The sequence below is a fragment of the Nitratireductor sp. CH_MIT9313-5 genome, assembly GCF_037029545.1.
Classification (GTDB): Bacteria; Pseudomonadota; Alphaproteobacteria; order Rhizobiales; family Rhizobiaceae; genus Chelativorans.
The window spans coordinates 311,374-326,396 of sequence record NZ_JAYMER010000010.1; the positions used below are offsets into that span (position 1 = coordinate 311,374).

Consider the following 15,023-nt stretch of genomic DNA (forward strand, 5'->3'; position numbering starts at 1 on the left):
CATGGTTGAACTTACACTTCCCAAGAACTCCAAGGTTCGTCAGGGCAAGGTCTGGCCAAAGCCTGAGGGCGCGACCAATCTGCGCGAATACAAGGTTTATCGATGGTCGCCTGATGACGGCGAGAATCCGCGCATCGACACCTATTATGTCGATATGGACGATTGCGGGCCGATGGTTCTCGACGGTCTGCTCTGGATCAAGGACCATATCGATCCGACCCTGACCTTCCGCCGCTCCTGTCGCGAGGGCATTTGCGGTTCCTGCGCCATGAATATCGATGGCACGAACACGCTGGCCTGCACCAAGGGCATGGACGAGATTTCCAGTGACGTGAAGATCTATCCGCTGCCGCATATGCCGGTGGTGAAGGATCTGGTGCCGGACCTCTCGGTTCCCTACGCCCAGCTTTCCTCCATCGAGCCCTGGCTTCAGACGGTTTCGCCGGAGCCTGCAAAGGAATGGAAACAGAGTCACGAGGACCGCTCCAAGCTGGATGGTCTCTACGAGTGTATTCTGTGCTTCTGCTGTCAGACTTCCTGCCCGAGCTACTGGTGGAATGGCGAGCGTTATCTGGGACCGGCGGTGCTTCTGCAGGCTTATCGCTGGCTGATCGACAGCCGCGACGAGAAGACGGGCGAGCGCCTCGACAATCTCGAGGATCCGTTCCGGCTCTATCGCTGCCACACTATCATGAACTGCACGCAGACCTGCCCCAAGGGTCTGAACCCTGCCAAGGCAATCGCCGAGATCAAGCAGATGATGGTCGAGCGCCGCGTCTGACGGTAATTGGTCCGGGGGAGAAGCCCCCCCCCTGCAAGCCTGATTTCAAGCCGCTCACGCACACGTGTAGCGGCTTGAATTGCTTTCAGGCTCCTTCACGGTAGGTGTCAGGGGGGCCTCTAGGAGATTTTCATGCGCAGACTACTCACACGTCTTGTCATTGCAGCCGGCCTGGCTGTTTCCGGTACCGGTGCCGCACTTGCAGCGGAACAGACGGCGATATTCGCCGGTGGCTGCTTCTGGTGCGTGGAAGCGGATTTCGACAAGGTTCCAGGCGTGACCGGCACGGTCTCGGGTTATACGGGCGGTCGCACGGAAAGCCCGACCTATCGCACCTATTCAAGCGGCGGGCATCGCGAGGCGGTCAAGATCACCTATGATGACACGCAGGTCAGCTATTCCGAGCTGCTCGACATCTTCTTCCACTCCGTTGATCCAACCGATGCGGGCGGCCAATTCTGCGATCGTGGTGTGAGCTATTCGACCGCCATCTACACGCTCTCGCCCGAACAGGAAGCTGCGGCGCAAAAGGCCAAGCAGGCAGCTGAGAAAGAGCTGGGACAGGCTGTTGCAACGCCAGTCATTGGTGCCAGCACCTTCTGGCCGGCTGAGGACTATCACCAGGAATATTACCGCAGCAATGAGCGGATCCTTACCCGCTTCGGCCTCGTGACCAAGGCGGACGCGTATAAGGGTTACCGCGAAGGCTGTGGCCGTGATGCGCGGCTTGAGCAGCTATGGGGCGAAAACGCGCTTCGCGGCATCAAGAATTAGGCTCATTGTTGGTGCAGGCTTGCCGGCATTCGAACAGGAGCATTTTTCATGAACATGTTGGCACGAACACTTATCGGCACCGTCGCGACCGTCCTTGCAGGCGTAACCGTCTCCCATGCGACCGAAGGCTGGATCATCAAGGACAGCCCGCACAGCGTTTCCGAAACAGCTGACAGGTTGGAGGCAGCGATCGAGGAAAGCCCGGCGAAGCTCGTCGCGCGGCTTGACCACCAGGAAAATGCCAAGAGCGTGGGCCTGGACATGTCTCCGGCAACAGTCTTGTTTTTCGGCAACCCGAAGGTTGGCACGCCGATCATGCAGGTCAATCCGCGTGCGGCACTCGATCTGCCGCTGCGTGTTCTGGTCTGGGAAGAGCATGACAAGGTTCGCATCGGCTATCTTTCCGCCGAGGCGCTTGCACAGCGCTACGGCATCCAGGGTGCGGACGAGGCTTTCGGCAATATGGCGAAGGCATTGAACGGCCTGACCTCGAAGGCCATCGCTAAAGAAGAATAGGCGGCGGCTGACGCGAATAATGCGCTCCTGGATTGGCCGGGAGCGCATTTTTTTACTCTACGCCTTGCGGGCCTTGATGCGTGCCATCGCGATATCCGAGGCCACATCATTGGTGGGGCGATTTTCAGCGTCGGCCTTCTTGAAGATCGCACTGAGGGTCGCGGGAATTTCCTTCACCATCTGCATGGTTGCCTCCCGATCATAGCCGCCGGGGGCGAGCTCTGCGGCGACATTCATCAAACCGCCCGCGTTGATGACATAGTCCGGCGCGTAGAGAATGCCGCGCTCCATCAACAGACGTGCATCTTCGTGGCGCGCAAGCTGGTTGTTGGCGGCGCCGGCAATAATTTCGGCGTTGAGCTTGGGGATTGTGTCGCCCGCAAACAGGCCGCCGAGGGCACATGGAGCGAGAATGTCGGCTTCGACGAAAAGGATTTCGGTCGTAGGCGCTATATCGGCCCCAAACTGAACACGGGCTCGTTCGGCAGCGTCTTTGTCGATATCTGCGACGTTCAGTTTGGCGCCTTCTGCGTGAAGTTTTTCGCAGAGGGACCAACCGACCGAGCCCAGACCCTGTACGGCCACTTTCACGCCATCCAGCTTGTCGTGGCCGCGCCGGTGCGCAAAGGCGGCTTTCAGACCCAGGAATACGCCTTGTGCGGTGACCGGGGAGGGATTGCCACTGCCGCCCTTGGTCGTGCCTGTCACATTCGTGGTGCGCTCGCGCAGGAAGTCGGCGTCGGCCAGCGTAAGCCCTACATCTTCACCGGTGAAATACTGTCCTTCGAGAGCAGCCAGCATTTCCGCATAGGCTTCCAGCAGCGCCGGCGTCTTGTCCTTCTTGGGGTCGGCAATGATGACGGCCTTGCCACCTCCGAAAGGTACTCCGGCAATGGCGGCCTTGTAAGTCATCCCGCGGGAAAGGCGCAGAACGTCGGTCAGTCCGGCTTCGAAGCTTTCATGCGCCCAGACACGGGTGCCGCCCAGAGCCGGGCCAAGCACGGTGTTGTGAATGCCGACAAGCGCGGTCAGGCCGCGTTCGTCGTCGCGCCCACACCATACGCGCTCGTGACCATCATAGGCTTCCAGTTTGGCGGCTTCTTCGGTGACGTCGGTGATTTGCAGCGTGCTGTTCTTTGCAGACAGCTTCAGGTTCGGCTGCGCATGTGCATGCAGCATTGTCTCACTCCCATGATCTCCTTGGCAGCGAGGCAACTGCTGGCCTCTCTGCCATCTCCCATGAGAGGATTTTACGCTTGTCGCGCGGTTCTTTGGTTGCGAAGAGGTGTCGGGGCGCGACCGACCATTGCGTTTCGCAGCCCCTTTGATGCCAAAACTGTCCCGAATATCAAGCGAAGCGGGCAGACAGCGTGATCTTGATCGCGCCAAGAGCCTTGGAAACCGGACAGGTATCCTTGGCCTTCTCGGCGATCTCCACGAACTTTTCCTCTTCCAGACCGGGCACCTTGCCGATGACCGTCAATGCGCTGCCGCAAATTTCGAAGCCGCCGCCCTGTGCGGGTTGCAGGTCGATTTCTGCCTTGGCGTAGAGAGTTTCGGCAGGTGTACCGCTTTCGGCGAGCATGTGGGCAAGCTGCATGGAAAAACAGCTGGCATGGGCGCCAGCCATCAATTCTTCCGGATTGGTGCCCGCGATGCCCTGCTCATCCTCGAAACGAGCCTTGAAGGTGATTGGCAGATCGCCGATCGCCTGGCTTTGCGTGTCCAGCCGTCCGGCACCCTGTGTCAGCGAGCCCTTCCAGATGGCGTTTGCGTGTCTTTTCATGCGTTCCCCCAAGAGAAGTTCAGATAGGCTCGCCCTGCAGAAGCCTGGGCGCAGACCCTTGCGTGGTTGATGCCTGGCGAATGAAGAAGTCTTTCAGTGCTGGCATGCGATCGACCATGCCCAAACCAAGATCGCGGATCGCCCTTATCGGGCCGATATCGTTCGAGAACAGGCGATTGAGGACATCGGTGGTGATGCCCATCTGCACCGTATCGAAGCGGCGCCAGCGCTCATAGCGTTGCAACACGTCCAGCGCGCCAATATCCTCGCCCAAACGGTCCGCCTCCACCACGGTCTCGGCCAGTGCGGCGGCATCCTTGAAGCCGAGATTGAGGCCCTGGCCGGCAATCGGGTGGATGCCGTGCGCGGCATCACCTGCGAGAGCAAATCGCGGGCGCACGAAATCGCGCGCAAGCGTCAGGCCGAGCGGCCATGCCCGGCGTGGGCCGTCGACCCGAATCTCGCCCAGCTTGAGGCCGAAGCGCATTTCAAGCTCCTGCTCGAAGATGAATTCGTCCTCGCTCACCAGCCGTTCGGCATCTTCGGTACGCTCGGTCCAGACGATGGAGGAGCGGTTGCCGGGCAGGGGAAGGGTTGCGAAGGGGCCAGCGGGCAGAAAGTGCTCTTCGGCACGCCCATTATGCGGGCGTTCGTGCTTGACCGTGCAGACGATGCCCGATTGGCCATAGTCCCAGTGAAGCGTCTTTATGCCAGCCATGTCGCGCAGGCGCGACTTCACGCCATCGCAGGCGATGAGAAGCCGGGCGGAAACGGCAAGGCCATCGCTCAGCCGCACGATGGTGCGGGCGGTGCCACGGTCGAAGCCGTCAACGCTTACGCCCTGGACGATGTCGATGCCCAGTTCCTCGGCGCGGGCGCGCAGTGCACCGTTCAGTTCGCGGTTCATGACCATATGGGCGAAAGGTTCGCCCGGAGTGGTCTCCCCGCCAAAGGTCAGGAAGACGGGGCGCACGGGATCTGAGGTGCGCGAGTCGGTGACGACCATTTCGTTGATCGGCTGTGCCTCGCCAGCCAGTTCATCCCAGCAGCCAAGCCGGGAGAGCATGCGGGTTGCGGCTGCGGCAATTGCAGAAGCGCGACCGTCTTTCTGCCAGACACCGGCTGGTGCGGCATCAACGATCATGATCTTGAGGCTTGGGCGCGCCTGAGCGATGGAAACGGCAGTAGCAAGGCCGACATAGCCGGCGCCAGCAATCAGGATATCGATCTGCTCACCTGAATTTGCGGTTGTCTCAGCCATGGCCATATCCTCTCATTCTGGTCGTCTGCCTTGACTTCCACTCTGGCGTTCGCTTTCTCGCCGGAAATGCCGAATTGCTGCCGGAGGGATATCTATGTCGTCTGCAATGAACGAGCTTCTCGACATACTTGATCTCGAGCCGCTTGAACACAACCTGTTTCGTGGCCGCAGTCCCCAGGTGGGCTGGCAGCGCGTGTTCGGCGGTCAGGTCATAGGTCAGGCACTTGTTGCCGCCCAGCGAACCGTGTCGGAAGGGCGGCACGTCCATTCGCTTCACTGCTACTTCATGCGGCCGGGCGATCCTGCCGTGCCGATCATCTATGAAGTCGACCGCATTCGTGACGGCGGCAGCTTCACGACGCGGCGGGTGGTGGCGATCCAGCATGGGCACGCAATCTTTTCGCTTTCTGCCTCCTTCCAGGTGGAAGAAGAGGGGCTTGAGCACCAACTGCCAATGCCGCTCGATGTTCCGGGGCCGGAAACGCTGAAATCCCAGCGCGAATTCATCGAAGCATTCGGCGACAAGGTGCCGGAGAACATTCGCCGGTACTGGAAGCAGGAGCGTCCGCTGGAAATCCGACCGTTGAATGTGGAGCATTACACGACGCGAGACCCGTTGCCGCCGATACAGAATGTCTGGCTGCGCGCCACGGGTCCCGTGCCGGACGACCGCGCGCTGCAGGCGGCGATACTTGCCTATCTCTCCGACATGACGCTGCTCGACACTTCAACATTCCCGCATGGTCGCTCGGTCTTCGATCCGGAGCTTCAGATGGCGAGCCTCGACCATGCAATGTGGTTTCATCGCCCGACGAAACTCGATGACTGGCTGCTCTACACCTCCGACAGTCCCTCCTCTCAAGGCGCGCGCGGTTTCTCCCGCGGAGCGCTTTATGCGCGCGATGGAACACTGATTGCCTCGACTGCCCAGGAGGGGTTGGTGCGACTGCGCAAAAAATAGGCATAGAAATTTATCCGCCTATAAATTAATCATCTCCATTACGTACAAACCTGCCGCAACACCAGTGGCAGGTTTTTTTATGCTTGTTTAACAGCAGGTTGCGCGGATCGCATTCAAACTGGCACGGTACTTGAATCCACTTTGGCATAGCCGGCGCAAGGGGTGGGCTGGCGACATCTGAACGCGGGGAACCGCACCAGCAGAGGTGGATCCTGATGAAACTCGTCATGGCAATCATAAAGCCGTTCAAGCTGGAGGCAGTGCGTGAAGCGCTGACCGAGCTTGGCATTCAGGGCCTGACCGTCACGGAAGTGAAGGGGTATGGCCGCCAGAAGGGGCATACGGAAATCTATCGTGGGGCCGAATACGCAGTGAGCTTCCTGCCCAAGGTGAAGGTCGAGGTTGCTGTCGATAGCGATATTGCAGACCGCGCCGTCGAAGCCATCGCCACGGCCGCCAAGACCGGCCAGATCGGCGACGGCAAGATCTTCGTTCTCAATGTGGACAAGGCCGTGCGCATTCGCACCGGCGAAACCGACAGCGCCGCTCTTTGAGCCGTCCGGATATTACAGGGAGATTATCAATGACAATTCGTTCGTTTCTGACTGCCAATGGCGGTCGGCTTACCGGAGCGCTGGCGATTGCGGCACTTTCTGCCGTTCCGGCAATCGCCCAGGACGCAGAGGCTGCTCCTGCTGCCGGTGCCGATACGGCTTTCATCTTCAACACGCTTCTATTCCTCATCGGCGGCTTTCTCGTCATGTGGATGGCCGCAGGCTTTGCCATGCTGGAAGCCGGTATGGTGCGTTCGAAAAACGTTTCCATGCAGCTTTTGAAGAATGTCGCGCTCTATTCCATCGCCGGTCTGATGTATTGGGTCGTGGGCTACTCGCTCATGTATGTCGATGTGACGGGCTGGATCGGCAGCTTCGGCGCCTATAGCTGGCCTGATGCGGGTGTAGCCAATGAAGGTGACTACTCGGTCGCTTCCGACTGGTTCTTCCAGATGGTCTTTGTTGCTACCGCAGCCTCGATCGTTTCCGGCACGCTTGCCGAGCGCATCAAGCTTTGGCCCTTCCTGATCTTCGTGGTCGTTCTGACCGGCTTCATCTACCCGATCCTCGGTTCGTGGAAGTGGGGCGCTGGCTGGCTCGATGCGATGGGTTTCCAGGACTTCGCTGGCTCCACGCTTGTTCACTCCGTCGGTGGCTGGGCAGCTCTTGCAGGTGCACTCCTTCTTGGGGCTCGTCAGGGCAAATATGCTTCCAACGGCCAGATTCAGCCAATCCCCGGTTCCAACATGGCGCTCGCCACGCTTGGTACCTTCATCCTGTGGCTTGGCTGGTTCGGCTTCAATGGTGCTTCGCAGCTCGCCATGGGCACCAATTCCGACGTGTCTGACGTCAGCCGCATTTTTGCCAACACCAATCTTGCCGCTGCCGGCGGTGTGGTTGCCGCTCTGCTCCTGACTCAGCTTGTCTACAAGCGGGTCGACATCACCTTCGTGCTGAACGGTGCTCTGGCCGGTCTCGTCTCGATCACGGCCGAGCCGCTGACGCCGAGCCCGCTCATGGCGATCATCATCGGCGCAATTGGCGGTATCATCGTCGTGTTCACCGTTCCGCTGCTCGACAAGCTGAAGATCGATGACGTTGTCGGTGCGATCCCTGTTCACCTGATTGCCGGTATCTGGGGTACGCTTGCCGTGCCGCTGACCAATGAGGGTGCAAGCTTCGGCGTGCAGCTCGTCGGCATCGTTGCCTACGGTATCGCAGCCTTTGCGGTCTCGTTCATCGTCTTCGCAATTCTGAAAGCGACCATGGGCTTGCGCGTATCGCCGGAAGAAGAGCTTTCGGGTCTTGATGTCGCGGAAGTCGGCGTTGAAGCCTATCCGGAGTTCATCGCCTCGCGAGTCCGCTAGAGATCGGAGAGGCGGGGACTTGAGCCCCGCCATCCAACAATTTCCCGTCGCAGCATTAAAGCACATCCTCCCGCTTTGACCGCTGCACCTTTGGCCCGGAGCAATCCGGGCCTCTTTTCGTTCGTGCAGGTAGGGGCGGTGCCATGCATGGTTAATGGGCCCTTAACCTTCCAGCCCTAGTCTGCGGAGCGAATCCCCAGTGGCGGCATTTGCCGCATCAGTGATGCTTGGACGGGCTAATGCGTATGAGTTCCGGTTCTTCCGCGACCTATGTCTATGACGAAGGCAGCCATGGCTTTCACGCCTTTGTGCTGCGACAGGCCTCGCGTCTGTCGGGTCTCCTGATCCTTGCATTTGCTGCATTTGCACTGGCCAGCCTTGCCACATGGAATGTGGCCGATCCAAGTTTCAGCTACGCAACTGACAATCCCGTCACCAATGCCATGGGTTATCCGGGTGCGGTTTTCGCCGACCTCGCCATGCAGTTTTATGGCGTTGCCGCGGTTGCAGGGCTGGTGCCTACGGTCTTTTTCGGCGCCCTGCTTGCCACGGCGCAGGGTATCGAGCGTCCCGGTCGCCGGCTTGGCGCGTGGCTGCTTGGCTCCATTCTTGCCGCCGGTGTTGCAGGCTGCGTTGCGCCGCCGGATTCCTGGCCGCTGCCGACCGGCCTTGGCGGGGTGTTTGGCGACATGGTTCTTGCCATTCCGAAAGTGTTTATCGGCCAATACCCTTCCGGCATTCTCGGCTTCATCATCGGCGCGCTGCTGGTAGGGCCGGCAGCCTGGCTTGTCCTGTTTGCCTCCAGCATTCTTGGGCGCAGCCCGCGCGCGGATGTGTCAATGGACGAGCCGACCGAAGAAATCATCTATGACGCCGACTTCGTCGAAGACGACAGCAATGGCTCCATCGTTCTTGGCTGGATGACGCATTGGTGGCTGACGGCCTGCGCGTTCGTGCGCCGTCGCCTCGCTGTTCGCGGTCCAGATCTGCCGGAAGAATACGATGTCCCTGTTATCGCGCCGAGCGGTGAAGGCCCGGCGATAGATGATGGCGTGAAGATCGAACCGGATTTTGATGACGACGTTTTCGGCGGGCAGAGCCAGCGTTCCGCATCCGTGCATGAAGCCGGCCCGGCAGCAGGTCCTGACGAGGATGACGATTATCCGTGGGAAGAGCCGGTCCAGCGTGTCGCGCAAGCAGCACAGCCGCAGGCGCGTACCACTGTGGCCCAGCCTGCCCAGGCCTCGCGGGTGGAAAATCCCTCGCCGCGGCCGCAGCCCGGCACTCGGGTGCGCCGTGAGGCACAGCCTTCGCTTCTGGGTGATGACGGTTTCGAACTACCCGCGCTTCATCTTCTGGCCGAGCCGAAGGCAACCGCGAAGGATCCCACGCTTTCCAAGGAAGCGCTGGAGCAGAATGCACGGCTTTTGGAAGGCGTTCTGGAGGATTTCGGCGTCAAGGGCGAGATCATTCATGTCCGCCCCGGTCCCGTTGTCACGCTTTACGAGCTTGAGCCGGCGCCGGGCATCAAATCTTCGCGCGTGATCGGACTTGCAGACGATATTGCCCGCTCGATGAGCGCGATTGCGGCTCGTGTTGCCGTCGTACCCGGTCGCAACGCCATCGGTATCGAACTGCCCAATTCAACGCGCGAGACCGTTTATCTGCGCGAGCTTCTCTCCAGCCGCGATTTCGAATCCGCAAAGGCCAAGCTGGCGCTATCGCTCGGCAAGACCATCAATGGCGAAGGCGTGATCGCGGACCTTGCCAAGATGCCTCACCTGCTGGTGGCTGGTACCACGGGTTCGGGTAAGTCGGTCGCGATCAACACGATGATCCTGTCGCTGCTCTACCGCATGACGCCGGAGCAGTGCCGCCTGATCATGATCGACCCGAAGATGCTGGAGCTTTCGGTCTATGACGGCATCCCGCATCTTCTGACGCCGGTTGTGACCGATCCGAAGAAAGCGGTGGTCGCGCTGAAATGGACCGTGCGGGAGATGGAAGACCGCTACCGCAAGATGTCCAAGGTCGGCGTTCGCAATATCGAAGGCTTCAATCAGCGCGTTACGGCCGCCAAGAAGAAGGGCGAGACCATCCAGCGCACCGTCCAGACCGGCTTTGATCGTGAAACGGGCGAAGCCATCTACGAGACGGAAGAGCTGGATCTGGAGCCGATGCCGTTCATCGTCGTCATCATCGACGAGATGGCCGACCTGATGATGGTCGCGGGCAAGGACATCGAAGGCGCGGTGCAGCGTCTGGCGCAGATGGCACGTGCCGCGGGCATACATGTAATCATGGCGACCCAGCGCCCGTCCGTCGACGTCATCACCGGTACCATCAAGGCCAACTTCCCGACGCGAATCTCCTTCCAGGTGACGTCGAAGATCGACAGCCGCACCATCCTTGGCGAACAGGGTGCAGAACAGCTTCTCGGCATGGGCGACATGCTCTACATGGCCGGCGGCGGACGCACCCAGCGTGTTCACGGCTCCTTCGTGTCTGATGGTGAGGTTGAGGAAGTTGTGGCCCATCTGAAACGTCAGGGCGCACCGGCCTATCTTGAAGCCGTCACCGAAGACGATGGCAGCGACGATGGTGACAGTGCAGGTGGCGGTGGCTCCACCGGAAACCTCGCCAATTCCGACGATCCCTATGATCAGGCGGTTGCAGTCGTGCTGCGCGACGGCAAGGCATCGACCAGCTATATCCAGCGCCGCCTCGGCATCGGCTACAATCGCGCTGCTTCCATCATCGAGCGCATGGAGCAGGAGGGCATCGTTGGTCCAGCAAACCATGCCGGCAAACGCGAGATCCTGGTCCCGACCGAGCAGGACGAAGTCTGAGGCGAGGGGCGCTGAAAAGGGGAACCGGCTGATGATGCAGCCGTTTCCTTCCTGAAGCCAAATTTCAGCCCAGTTGCGTTTGTATTCGCAACTATCAGATTCAGCATCCGGAGCGATCATGAACAAGACATCGAAGCTCAGCCGCACGATCCGCGCTTTTGCAGCTGCAATGGGGCTGGTGATGTTGGGGGCCGTGGCTGCGCCCGTCGCAGGGCACGCGCAGGGCAATGCGTCTTCCGCGCAGGCAATCGCCAATCATTTCTCGAGCGTGCGAACCATGACGGGTGAATTCGTGCAGTTTGGTCCGAGCGGCGAGCAGACGGGTGGCAAGTTCTATATCGAGCGCCCCGGAAAGGTACGCTTCGACTATGAAGCGCCTTCGAATGTCCAGGTGATCTCGGACGGCACTTCTCTCGTCGTGCAGAACCGCAAGCTGCAGACAGCCGATGTCTATCCGCTCGGCAAAACGCCTCTGAAGCTTCTGCTCGACCGGCAGATCGATTTGTCCGGAAGCAAGGTGCAAAGCGTGAAGCAGGATGACGAGCTGACGACGATCAAGCTTGCCGACAAGTCGGTATTCGGCGACTCGACCATCACCATGATGTTCGACAGCAAGTCCTACGAGCTGCGCCAGTGGACCATCACCGACGCACAGGGCAAGGATACGACGGTGATGATCTTCAACGTGCAGAATGGCGTGTCATTCGATCCCAGCACATTCGCAATCGATTATCGCAAGGTTAACCAGATGAACCGCAGGCGCAACTGACAATCCAGTCAGCAGCGGTTGTGGAAAGCTGAGCCCGCCCCGGTCTTCTGCCGCGGCGGGCTTGTCTTATGGAGCTGCAGCATTCATTTTCGCGCCTGACAAGAAGACCTAGATCAAGTTGGGGTGCGGATGCCGCTTCGAATTGCCACCTGGAACATCAACTCGGTGCGTCTGCGCTTGCCGCTTGTGCTGCGTTTCCTCGAGGAGCATCAGCCGGACGTGCTTTGCTTGCAGGAGACCAAGTGTCCCAACGACCAGTTCCCCACGGCCGCCTTCCGCAAGATCGGCTATGACCATGTCGCGATCCATGGCCAGAAGGGCTATCACGGGGTCGCAACCATTTCGCGCCGTCCAATGTCGGTTCTGGAGACGCGCACCTTTTGCGGCATAGAAGATTGCCGGCATCTGGCAACTTCGGTGGAGCTTGGCGGTCGCCGCATCCATTTGCACAATTTCTATGTACCCGCAGGCGGTGACGAGCCGGACCCGGAGGTCAATCCGAAGTTCAGGCACAAGCTCGACTTCGTGAAGGAGATGCATGACGTCCTGCCCTCCACCATTGCCGATACGGGCAGCATATTGGTCGGTGATCTGAATATTGCACCGCTGGAGGCCGATGTGTGGTCTCACAAGCAGATGCTGAAGGTGGTGAGCCATACGCCGGTGGAGACGGAAGGGCTGGAAGCCGTGCGCAAGGCAGGTGGCTGGGTCGACATCATGCGCCAGCATGTTCCGCCGGAAGAGAAGCTGTTTACCTGGTGGAGCTATCGCTCAAAGGACTGGGAAGCTTCCAACCGCGGGCGCAGGCTCGACCATGTGTGGTCCTCACCCGACCTCTCTCCGGTGTTGAAGAACATGACCGTGATCAAGGAAGCGCGTGGCTGGGAGCGCCCTTCCGACCATGTGCCGGTTATATCCGATTTCGATATCGGCTAGCGCTGCAAGCGGTTGGCCACTTCCTCGATCTGGCGCAGCATGGCCTGAAGATTGGCCGAAATGCGCCGGTGCAGGATTGCTGCGGTGTCTGGAAACTCTTCCAGTATTCGGCGGAACATGGAGCGGCTGAGGCGGAGCAGCTTCGTATCTTGTTCCGCAACGGCTTCCATGAGCCGCTGGCTTTCGGCAATCAGCGCGAACTCACCCAATATCGCGCCGCTGCCCTCAACAGAGACGCGTTCGCGCTTGCCGTCGCGCAGACGGTAGAGACCAATTGCGCCGCTGATAATTACAAAGGCGCAATCCGCAGGGGCACCCTCGGCATAGAGCTTTTTTCCAGCGGCGAGCGTGACAGTTTCCGCACCGAAGGCCATCAGGCGCAGCTGTTCGTGCGTGAAACCCTGAAAAAGTCTCACGCCGGACAGTACGCGAATATCATCGTCCAGCGCCATTCACCCGTCCCCAGCCCGTGCCTTGTCCAAGACGGATGATGCCCCCGCATCCGGTCTTCAAGGTACGAGCTTGTATCCGCCGCTTTCTGTCACAAGAATTTCCGCTTTGGAAGGATCGCGTTCGATCTTTTGCCGCAGGCGGTAGACATGTGTCTCCAGCGTGTGTGTCGTCACACCGGAATTGTAGCCCCAAACCTCTTCCAGAAGTACATCGCGTGTCACGACCTTCTGATCAGCGCGGTAGAGGAACTTGATGATGGCCGATTCTTTCTCGGTAAGGCGGATCTTGCCGCCGCGCTCGTCGATGAGAAGTTTCTGGCTGGGCTTGAAGGTGTAGGGGCCAACGGTGAACTTGGCGTCCTCGCTCTGCTCGTGCTGGCGAAGCTGCGCGCGGATGCGGGCCAGCAGCACGGCGAAGCGAAAAGGCTTTGTCACATAGTCGTTTGCGCCTGCTTCCAGACCGAGGATCGTGTCGGAATCGGTGTCTTGCGCGGTCAGCATGATGATCGGTGCCCGGAAGCCGCCCTTGCGCAGGATCTTTACCGCCTCGCGTCCATCCATGTCCGGCAGGCCGACATCCATGATGATGAGGTCCACCATGCCACTGCGGGCAGTGTTGATGCCCTTGGTCGCATTGGGCTCCTGGAGAAGATCGAACTCTTCGTAAAGTGCGAGTTGTTCCACAAGTGTGGCGCGAAGGTCTTCATCATCATCGACGATCAGAATGGTGCGTGGCGTCATATTGCTTCCCGTCAGTCCTCAAAGCTGATGTTGACCCTGCCCGCCAAATCGTAAACCTATCCCGGATGGAGCGGGTTGACGACGAGCGGTGCTGCCAAACTTTGCTTCCACCAAAGGATTATATGCGAGAAACAAAGGTTTGACAGGGGCATGGTGCATTCCACACCCATACGGGTTCACGCGCAGCCGGGCCAGCCCTCCCGCGGGATACTCAGTTACAATGGCATGACATTTTCGTGTGCGCTCGGTCGCGGTGGGATCACGGCCTTCAAACGGGAAGGCGATGGTGCCACACCACTTGCGCGTATGAGGGTAGTGGAAATCTTCTGGCGCGGCGACAGAACATCGCTGCCGGTGTGGCAGGCAGCGCTGCCGTCCCGGCTCATCCGCAGCGACATGGGCTGGTGTGATGCCCCTGCTGACGCCAACTACAACCGGCTTGTGCGTCTGCCCTTCAAGCCCAGTCACGAGACTATGCAGCGTGACGACCGGCTATACAATGTCGTCGTTGTTCTCGACTGGAATTTGCGGCCGCGAATGCGCGGTCGCGGCAGCGCCATCTTTCTCCATATTGCCCGTGAGGGTATGAAGCCGACCGAAGGCTGCATTGCCGTGGAGCCGTGGGTCATGCGACGGCTTCTGCCATTGCTGCATCCCGGTCGCAGCTTCGAGGTGGTACGCTGAGCCTTACCGCGCCATCGCGTGATATTCCTCGTTTGGTCGCATATCGACAGCGGACGCCATGCGGTTCGACATGTTGAAGAAGGAAGTGACCGCTGCAATGTCCCAGATGTCGCGATCGGTGAAGCCGACATCACGCAGCGCTTGCCGGTCGGCCTCTTCGATCCGGTCTGGTGTTTCGGTAAGCTTCACCGCGAAATCGAGCATGGCCTTCTGCTTCGGTTCAAGATCGGCTGCACGATAATTCATGACCAGCACCTCCCCCAGTGCAGGGTCGCCTGAGAGCTGTCGTACGGCAGCGCCGTGGGCAGTGAGGCAGTAATAACAGTGGTTCACGCTGGAAACCGCGACTGCAATCATCTCCCTTTCCAGCTTTGACAGCGACGAGTCGGCCAGCATCAGATCGTTATACATCTGTGCGAAGGTCGTCAGTTTTGCGTCGTTGAACGAATAGGCAGCCAGCACGTTGGGCACCATGCCGAGCTTGTCGCGGCATTTCTGGAAATAGGCCTGGTTTTCAGGCGAAAGTTGTGTTTCAGCCTCGATCGTCAGCGCGGTCACATTCTTCGTCATGATTAATTCACCTTTCAGAGGG

Annotated in this window: 16 protein-coding genes; 10 read left to right on the forward strand and 6 right to left on the reverse strand. The window is 59.6% G+C overall.

The window, feature by feature from the left end:
* Nucleotide 1: 1 nt before the first annotated feature.
* From WA367_RS02785 to WA367_RS02795, 3 genes are all read left to right on the forward strand, one after another.
* Nucleotides 2-781, forward strand: coding sequence for a succinate dehydrogenase iron-sulfur subunit (locus WA367_RS02785; RefSeq protein WP_336055269.1), 780 nt, complete (start codon nucleotides 2-4; stop codon nucleotides 779-781).
* Nucleotides 782-913: 132 nt separating this feature from the next.
* A complete protein-coding gene (gene msrA, locus WA367_RS02790; RefSeq protein WP_336055270.1) occupies nucleotides 914-1,555 on the forward strand; it encodes a peptide-methionine (S)-S-oxide reductase MsrA in 642 nt (213 codons plus the stop codon).
* A 48-nt stretch (nucleotides 1,556-1,603) separates the two neighbouring features.
* Entirely contained in the window at nucleotides 1,604-2,071 is a 468-nt protein-coding gene (locus tag WA367_RS02795; protein WP_336055271.1) for a DUF302 domain-containing protein, read from the forward strand.
* 57 nt (nucleotides 2,072-2,128) lie between these two features.
* On the opposite strand, the gene WA367_RS02800 is transcribed toward WA367_RS02795, so the two are convergent.
* From WA367_RS02800 to WA367_RS02810, 3 genes are all read right to left on the reverse strand, one after another.
* The gene (locus WA367_RS02800; RefSeq protein ID WP_336055272.1) at nucleotides 2,129-3,250 is read right to left on the reverse strand and encodes a Glu/Leu/Phe/Val family dehydrogenase; all 1,122 of its coding nucleotides are present in this window, start codon (nucleotides 3,248-3,250) and stop codon (nucleotides 2,129-2,131) included.
* Between the two features lie 169 nt (nucleotides 3,251-3,419).
* Entirely contained in the window at nucleotides 3,420-3,857 is a 438-nt protein-coding gene (locus WA367_RS02805) for an OsmC family protein (RefSeq protein WP_336055273.1), read from the reverse strand.
* A gap of 19 nt (nucleotides 3,858-3,876) precedes the next feature.
* On the reverse strand, nucleotides 3,877-5,118 hold the full coding sequence (locus WA367_RS02810) for a ubiquinone biosynthesis hydroxylase (RefSeq protein ID WP_336055274.1): 1,242 nt from the start codon (nucleotides 5,116-5,118) through the stop codon (nucleotides 3,877-3,879).
* A 94-nt stretch (nucleotides 5,119-5,212) separates the two neighbouring features.
* On the opposite strand from WA367_RS02810, the gene tesB reads away from it, so the two are divergent.
* The 6 genes from tesB to xth all read left to right on the forward strand — a co-directional run bounded on the left by tesB (nucleotide 5,213) and on the right by xth (nucleotide 12,554).
* Nucleotides 5,213-6,079 (forward strand): acyl-CoA thioesterase II, encoded by an 867-nt coding sequence (gene tesB, locus WA367_RS02815; protein WP_336055275.1) that lies wholly within the window; start codon nucleotides 5,213-5,215, stop codon nucleotides 6,077-6,079.
* Nucleotides 6,080-6,294: 215 nt separating this feature from the next.
* The gene (locus tag WA367_RS02820; RefSeq protein WP_336055276.1) at nucleotides 6,295-6,633 is read left to right on the forward strand and encodes a P-II family nitrogen regulator; all 339 of its coding nucleotides are present in this window, start codon (nucleotides 6,295-6,297) and stop codon (nucleotides 6,631-6,633) included.
* Between the two features lie 29 nt (nucleotides 6,634-6,662).
* Entirely contained in the window at nucleotides 6,663-8,000 is a 1,338-nt protein-coding gene (gene amt / locus WA367_RS02825; RefSeq protein ID WP_336055277.1) for an ammonium transporter, read from the forward strand.
* A gap of 245 nt (nucleotides 8,001-8,245) precedes the next feature.
* Nucleotides 8,246-10,849, forward strand: coding sequence for a DNA translocase FtsK (locus tag WA367_RS02830; protein WP_336055510.1), 2,604 nt, complete (start codon nucleotides 8,246-8,248; stop codon nucleotides 10,847-10,849).
* A gap of 118 nt (nucleotides 10,850-10,967) precedes the next feature.
* Nucleotides 10,968-11,618 (forward strand): outer membrane lipoprotein carrier protein LolA, encoded by a 651-nt coding sequence (locus WA367_RS02835; RefSeq protein WP_442935518.1) that lies wholly within the window; start codon nucleotides 10,968-10,970, stop codon nucleotides 11,616-11,618.
* Nucleotides 11,619-11,747: 129 nt separating this feature from the next.
* A complete protein-coding gene (gene xth, locus WA367_RS02840) occupies nucleotides 11,748-12,554 on the forward strand; it encodes an exodeoxyribonuclease III (protein ID WP_336055278.1) in 807 nt (268 codons plus the stop codon).
* Here the strand turns inward: xth and WA367_RS02845 are convergent.
* Nucleotides 12,551-13,006, reverse strand: a complete 456-nt coding sequence (locus WA367_RS02845) for a Crp/Fnr family transcriptional regulator (RefSeq protein WP_336055279.1) — start codon at nucleotides 13,004-13,006, stop codon at nucleotides 12,551-12,553. The genes xth and WA367_RS02845 overlap by 4 nt on opposite strands.
* Before the next feature lie 57 nt (nucleotides 13,007-13,063).
* Nucleotides 13,064-13,747: a response regulator transcription factor gene (locus WA367_RS02850; RefSeq protein ID WP_336055280.1), complete on the reverse strand. Its 684-nt coding sequence runs from the start codon at nucleotides 13,745-13,747 to the stop codon at nucleotides 13,064-13,066.
* A gap of 225 nt (nucleotides 13,748-13,972) precedes the next feature.
* On the opposite strand from WA367_RS02850, the gene WA367_RS02855 reads away from it, so the two are divergent.
* Complete coding sequence (locus WA367_RS02855; RefSeq protein ID WP_336055281.1) at nucleotides 13,973-14,431, forward strand: L,D-transpeptidase family protein; 459 nt, start codon at nucleotides 13,973-13,975, stop codon at nucleotides 14,429-14,431.
* Between the two features lie 3 nt (nucleotides 14,432-14,434).
* On the opposite strand, the gene WA367_RS02860 is transcribed toward WA367_RS02855, so the two are convergent.
* A complete protein-coding gene (locus WA367_RS02860; protein WP_336055282.1) occupies nucleotides 14,435-15,001 on the reverse strand; it encodes a peroxidase-related enzyme in 567 nt (188 codons plus the stop codon).
* Between the last annotated feature and the right edge of the window lie 22 nt (nucleotides 15,002-15,023).

Coding starts and splice junctions, on each gene's coding strand:
- WA367_RS02820 (WP_336055276.1), top strand. CDS start 6,295: ATGAAACTCGTCATGGCAATCATAAAGCCGTTCAAGCTGGAGGCAGTG.
- WA367_RS02785 (WP_336055269.1), top strand. CDS start 2: ATGGTTGAACTTACACTTCCCAAGAACTCCAAGGTTCGTCAGGGCAAG.
- WA367_RS02800 (WP_336055272.1), bottom strand. CDS start 3,250: ATGCTGCATGCACATGCGCAGCCGAACCTGAAGCTGTCTGCAAAGAAC.
- xth (WP_336055278.1), top strand. CDS start 11,748: ATGCCGCTTCGAATTGCCACCTGGAACATCAACTCGGTGCGTCTGCGC.
- WA367_RS02795 (WP_336055271.1), top strand. CDS start 1,604: ATGAACATGTTGGCACGAACACTTATCGGCACCGTCGCGACCGTCCTT.
- tesB (WP_336055275.1), top strand. CDS start 5,213: ATGTCGTCTGCAATGAACGAGCTTCTCGACATACTTGATCTCGAGCCG.
- WA367_RS02855 (WP_336055281.1), top strand. CDS start 13,973: ATGACATTTTCGTGTGCGCTCGGTCGCGGTGGGATCACGGCCTTCAAA.
- WA367_RS02810 (WP_336055274.1), bottom strand. CDS start 5,118: ATGGCTGAGACAACCGCAAATTCAGGTGAGCAGATCGATATCCTGATT.
- WA367_RS02805 (WP_336055273.1), bottom strand. CDS start 3,857: ATGAAAAGACACGCAAACGCCATCTGGAAGGGCTCGCTGACACAGGGT.
- WA367_RS02860 (WP_336055282.1), bottom strand. CDS start 15,001: ATGACGAAGAATGTGACCGCGCTGACGATCGAGGCTGAAACACAACTT.
- amt (WP_336055277.1), top strand. CDS start 6,663: ATGACAATTCGTTCGTTTCTGACTGCCAATGGCGGTCGGCTTACCGGA.
- WA367_RS02845 (WP_336055279.1), bottom strand. CDS start 13,006: ATGGCGCTGGACGATGATATTCGCGTACTGTCCGGCGTGAGACTTTTT.
- WA367_RS02835 (WP_442935518.1), top strand. CDS start 10,968: ATGAACAAGACATCGAAGCTCAGCCGCACGATCCGCGCTTTTGCAGCT.
- msrA (WP_336055270.1), top strand. CDS start 914: ATGCGCAGACTACTCACACGTCTTGTCATTGCAGCCGGCCTGGCTGTT.
- WA367_RS02850 (WP_336055280.1), bottom strand. CDS start 13,747: ATGACGCCACGCACCATTCTGATCGTCGATGATGATGAAGACCTTCGC.
- WA367_RS02830 (WP_336055510.1), top strand. CDS start 8,246: ATGAGTTCCGGTTCTTCCGCGACCTATGTCTATGACGAAGGCAGCCAT.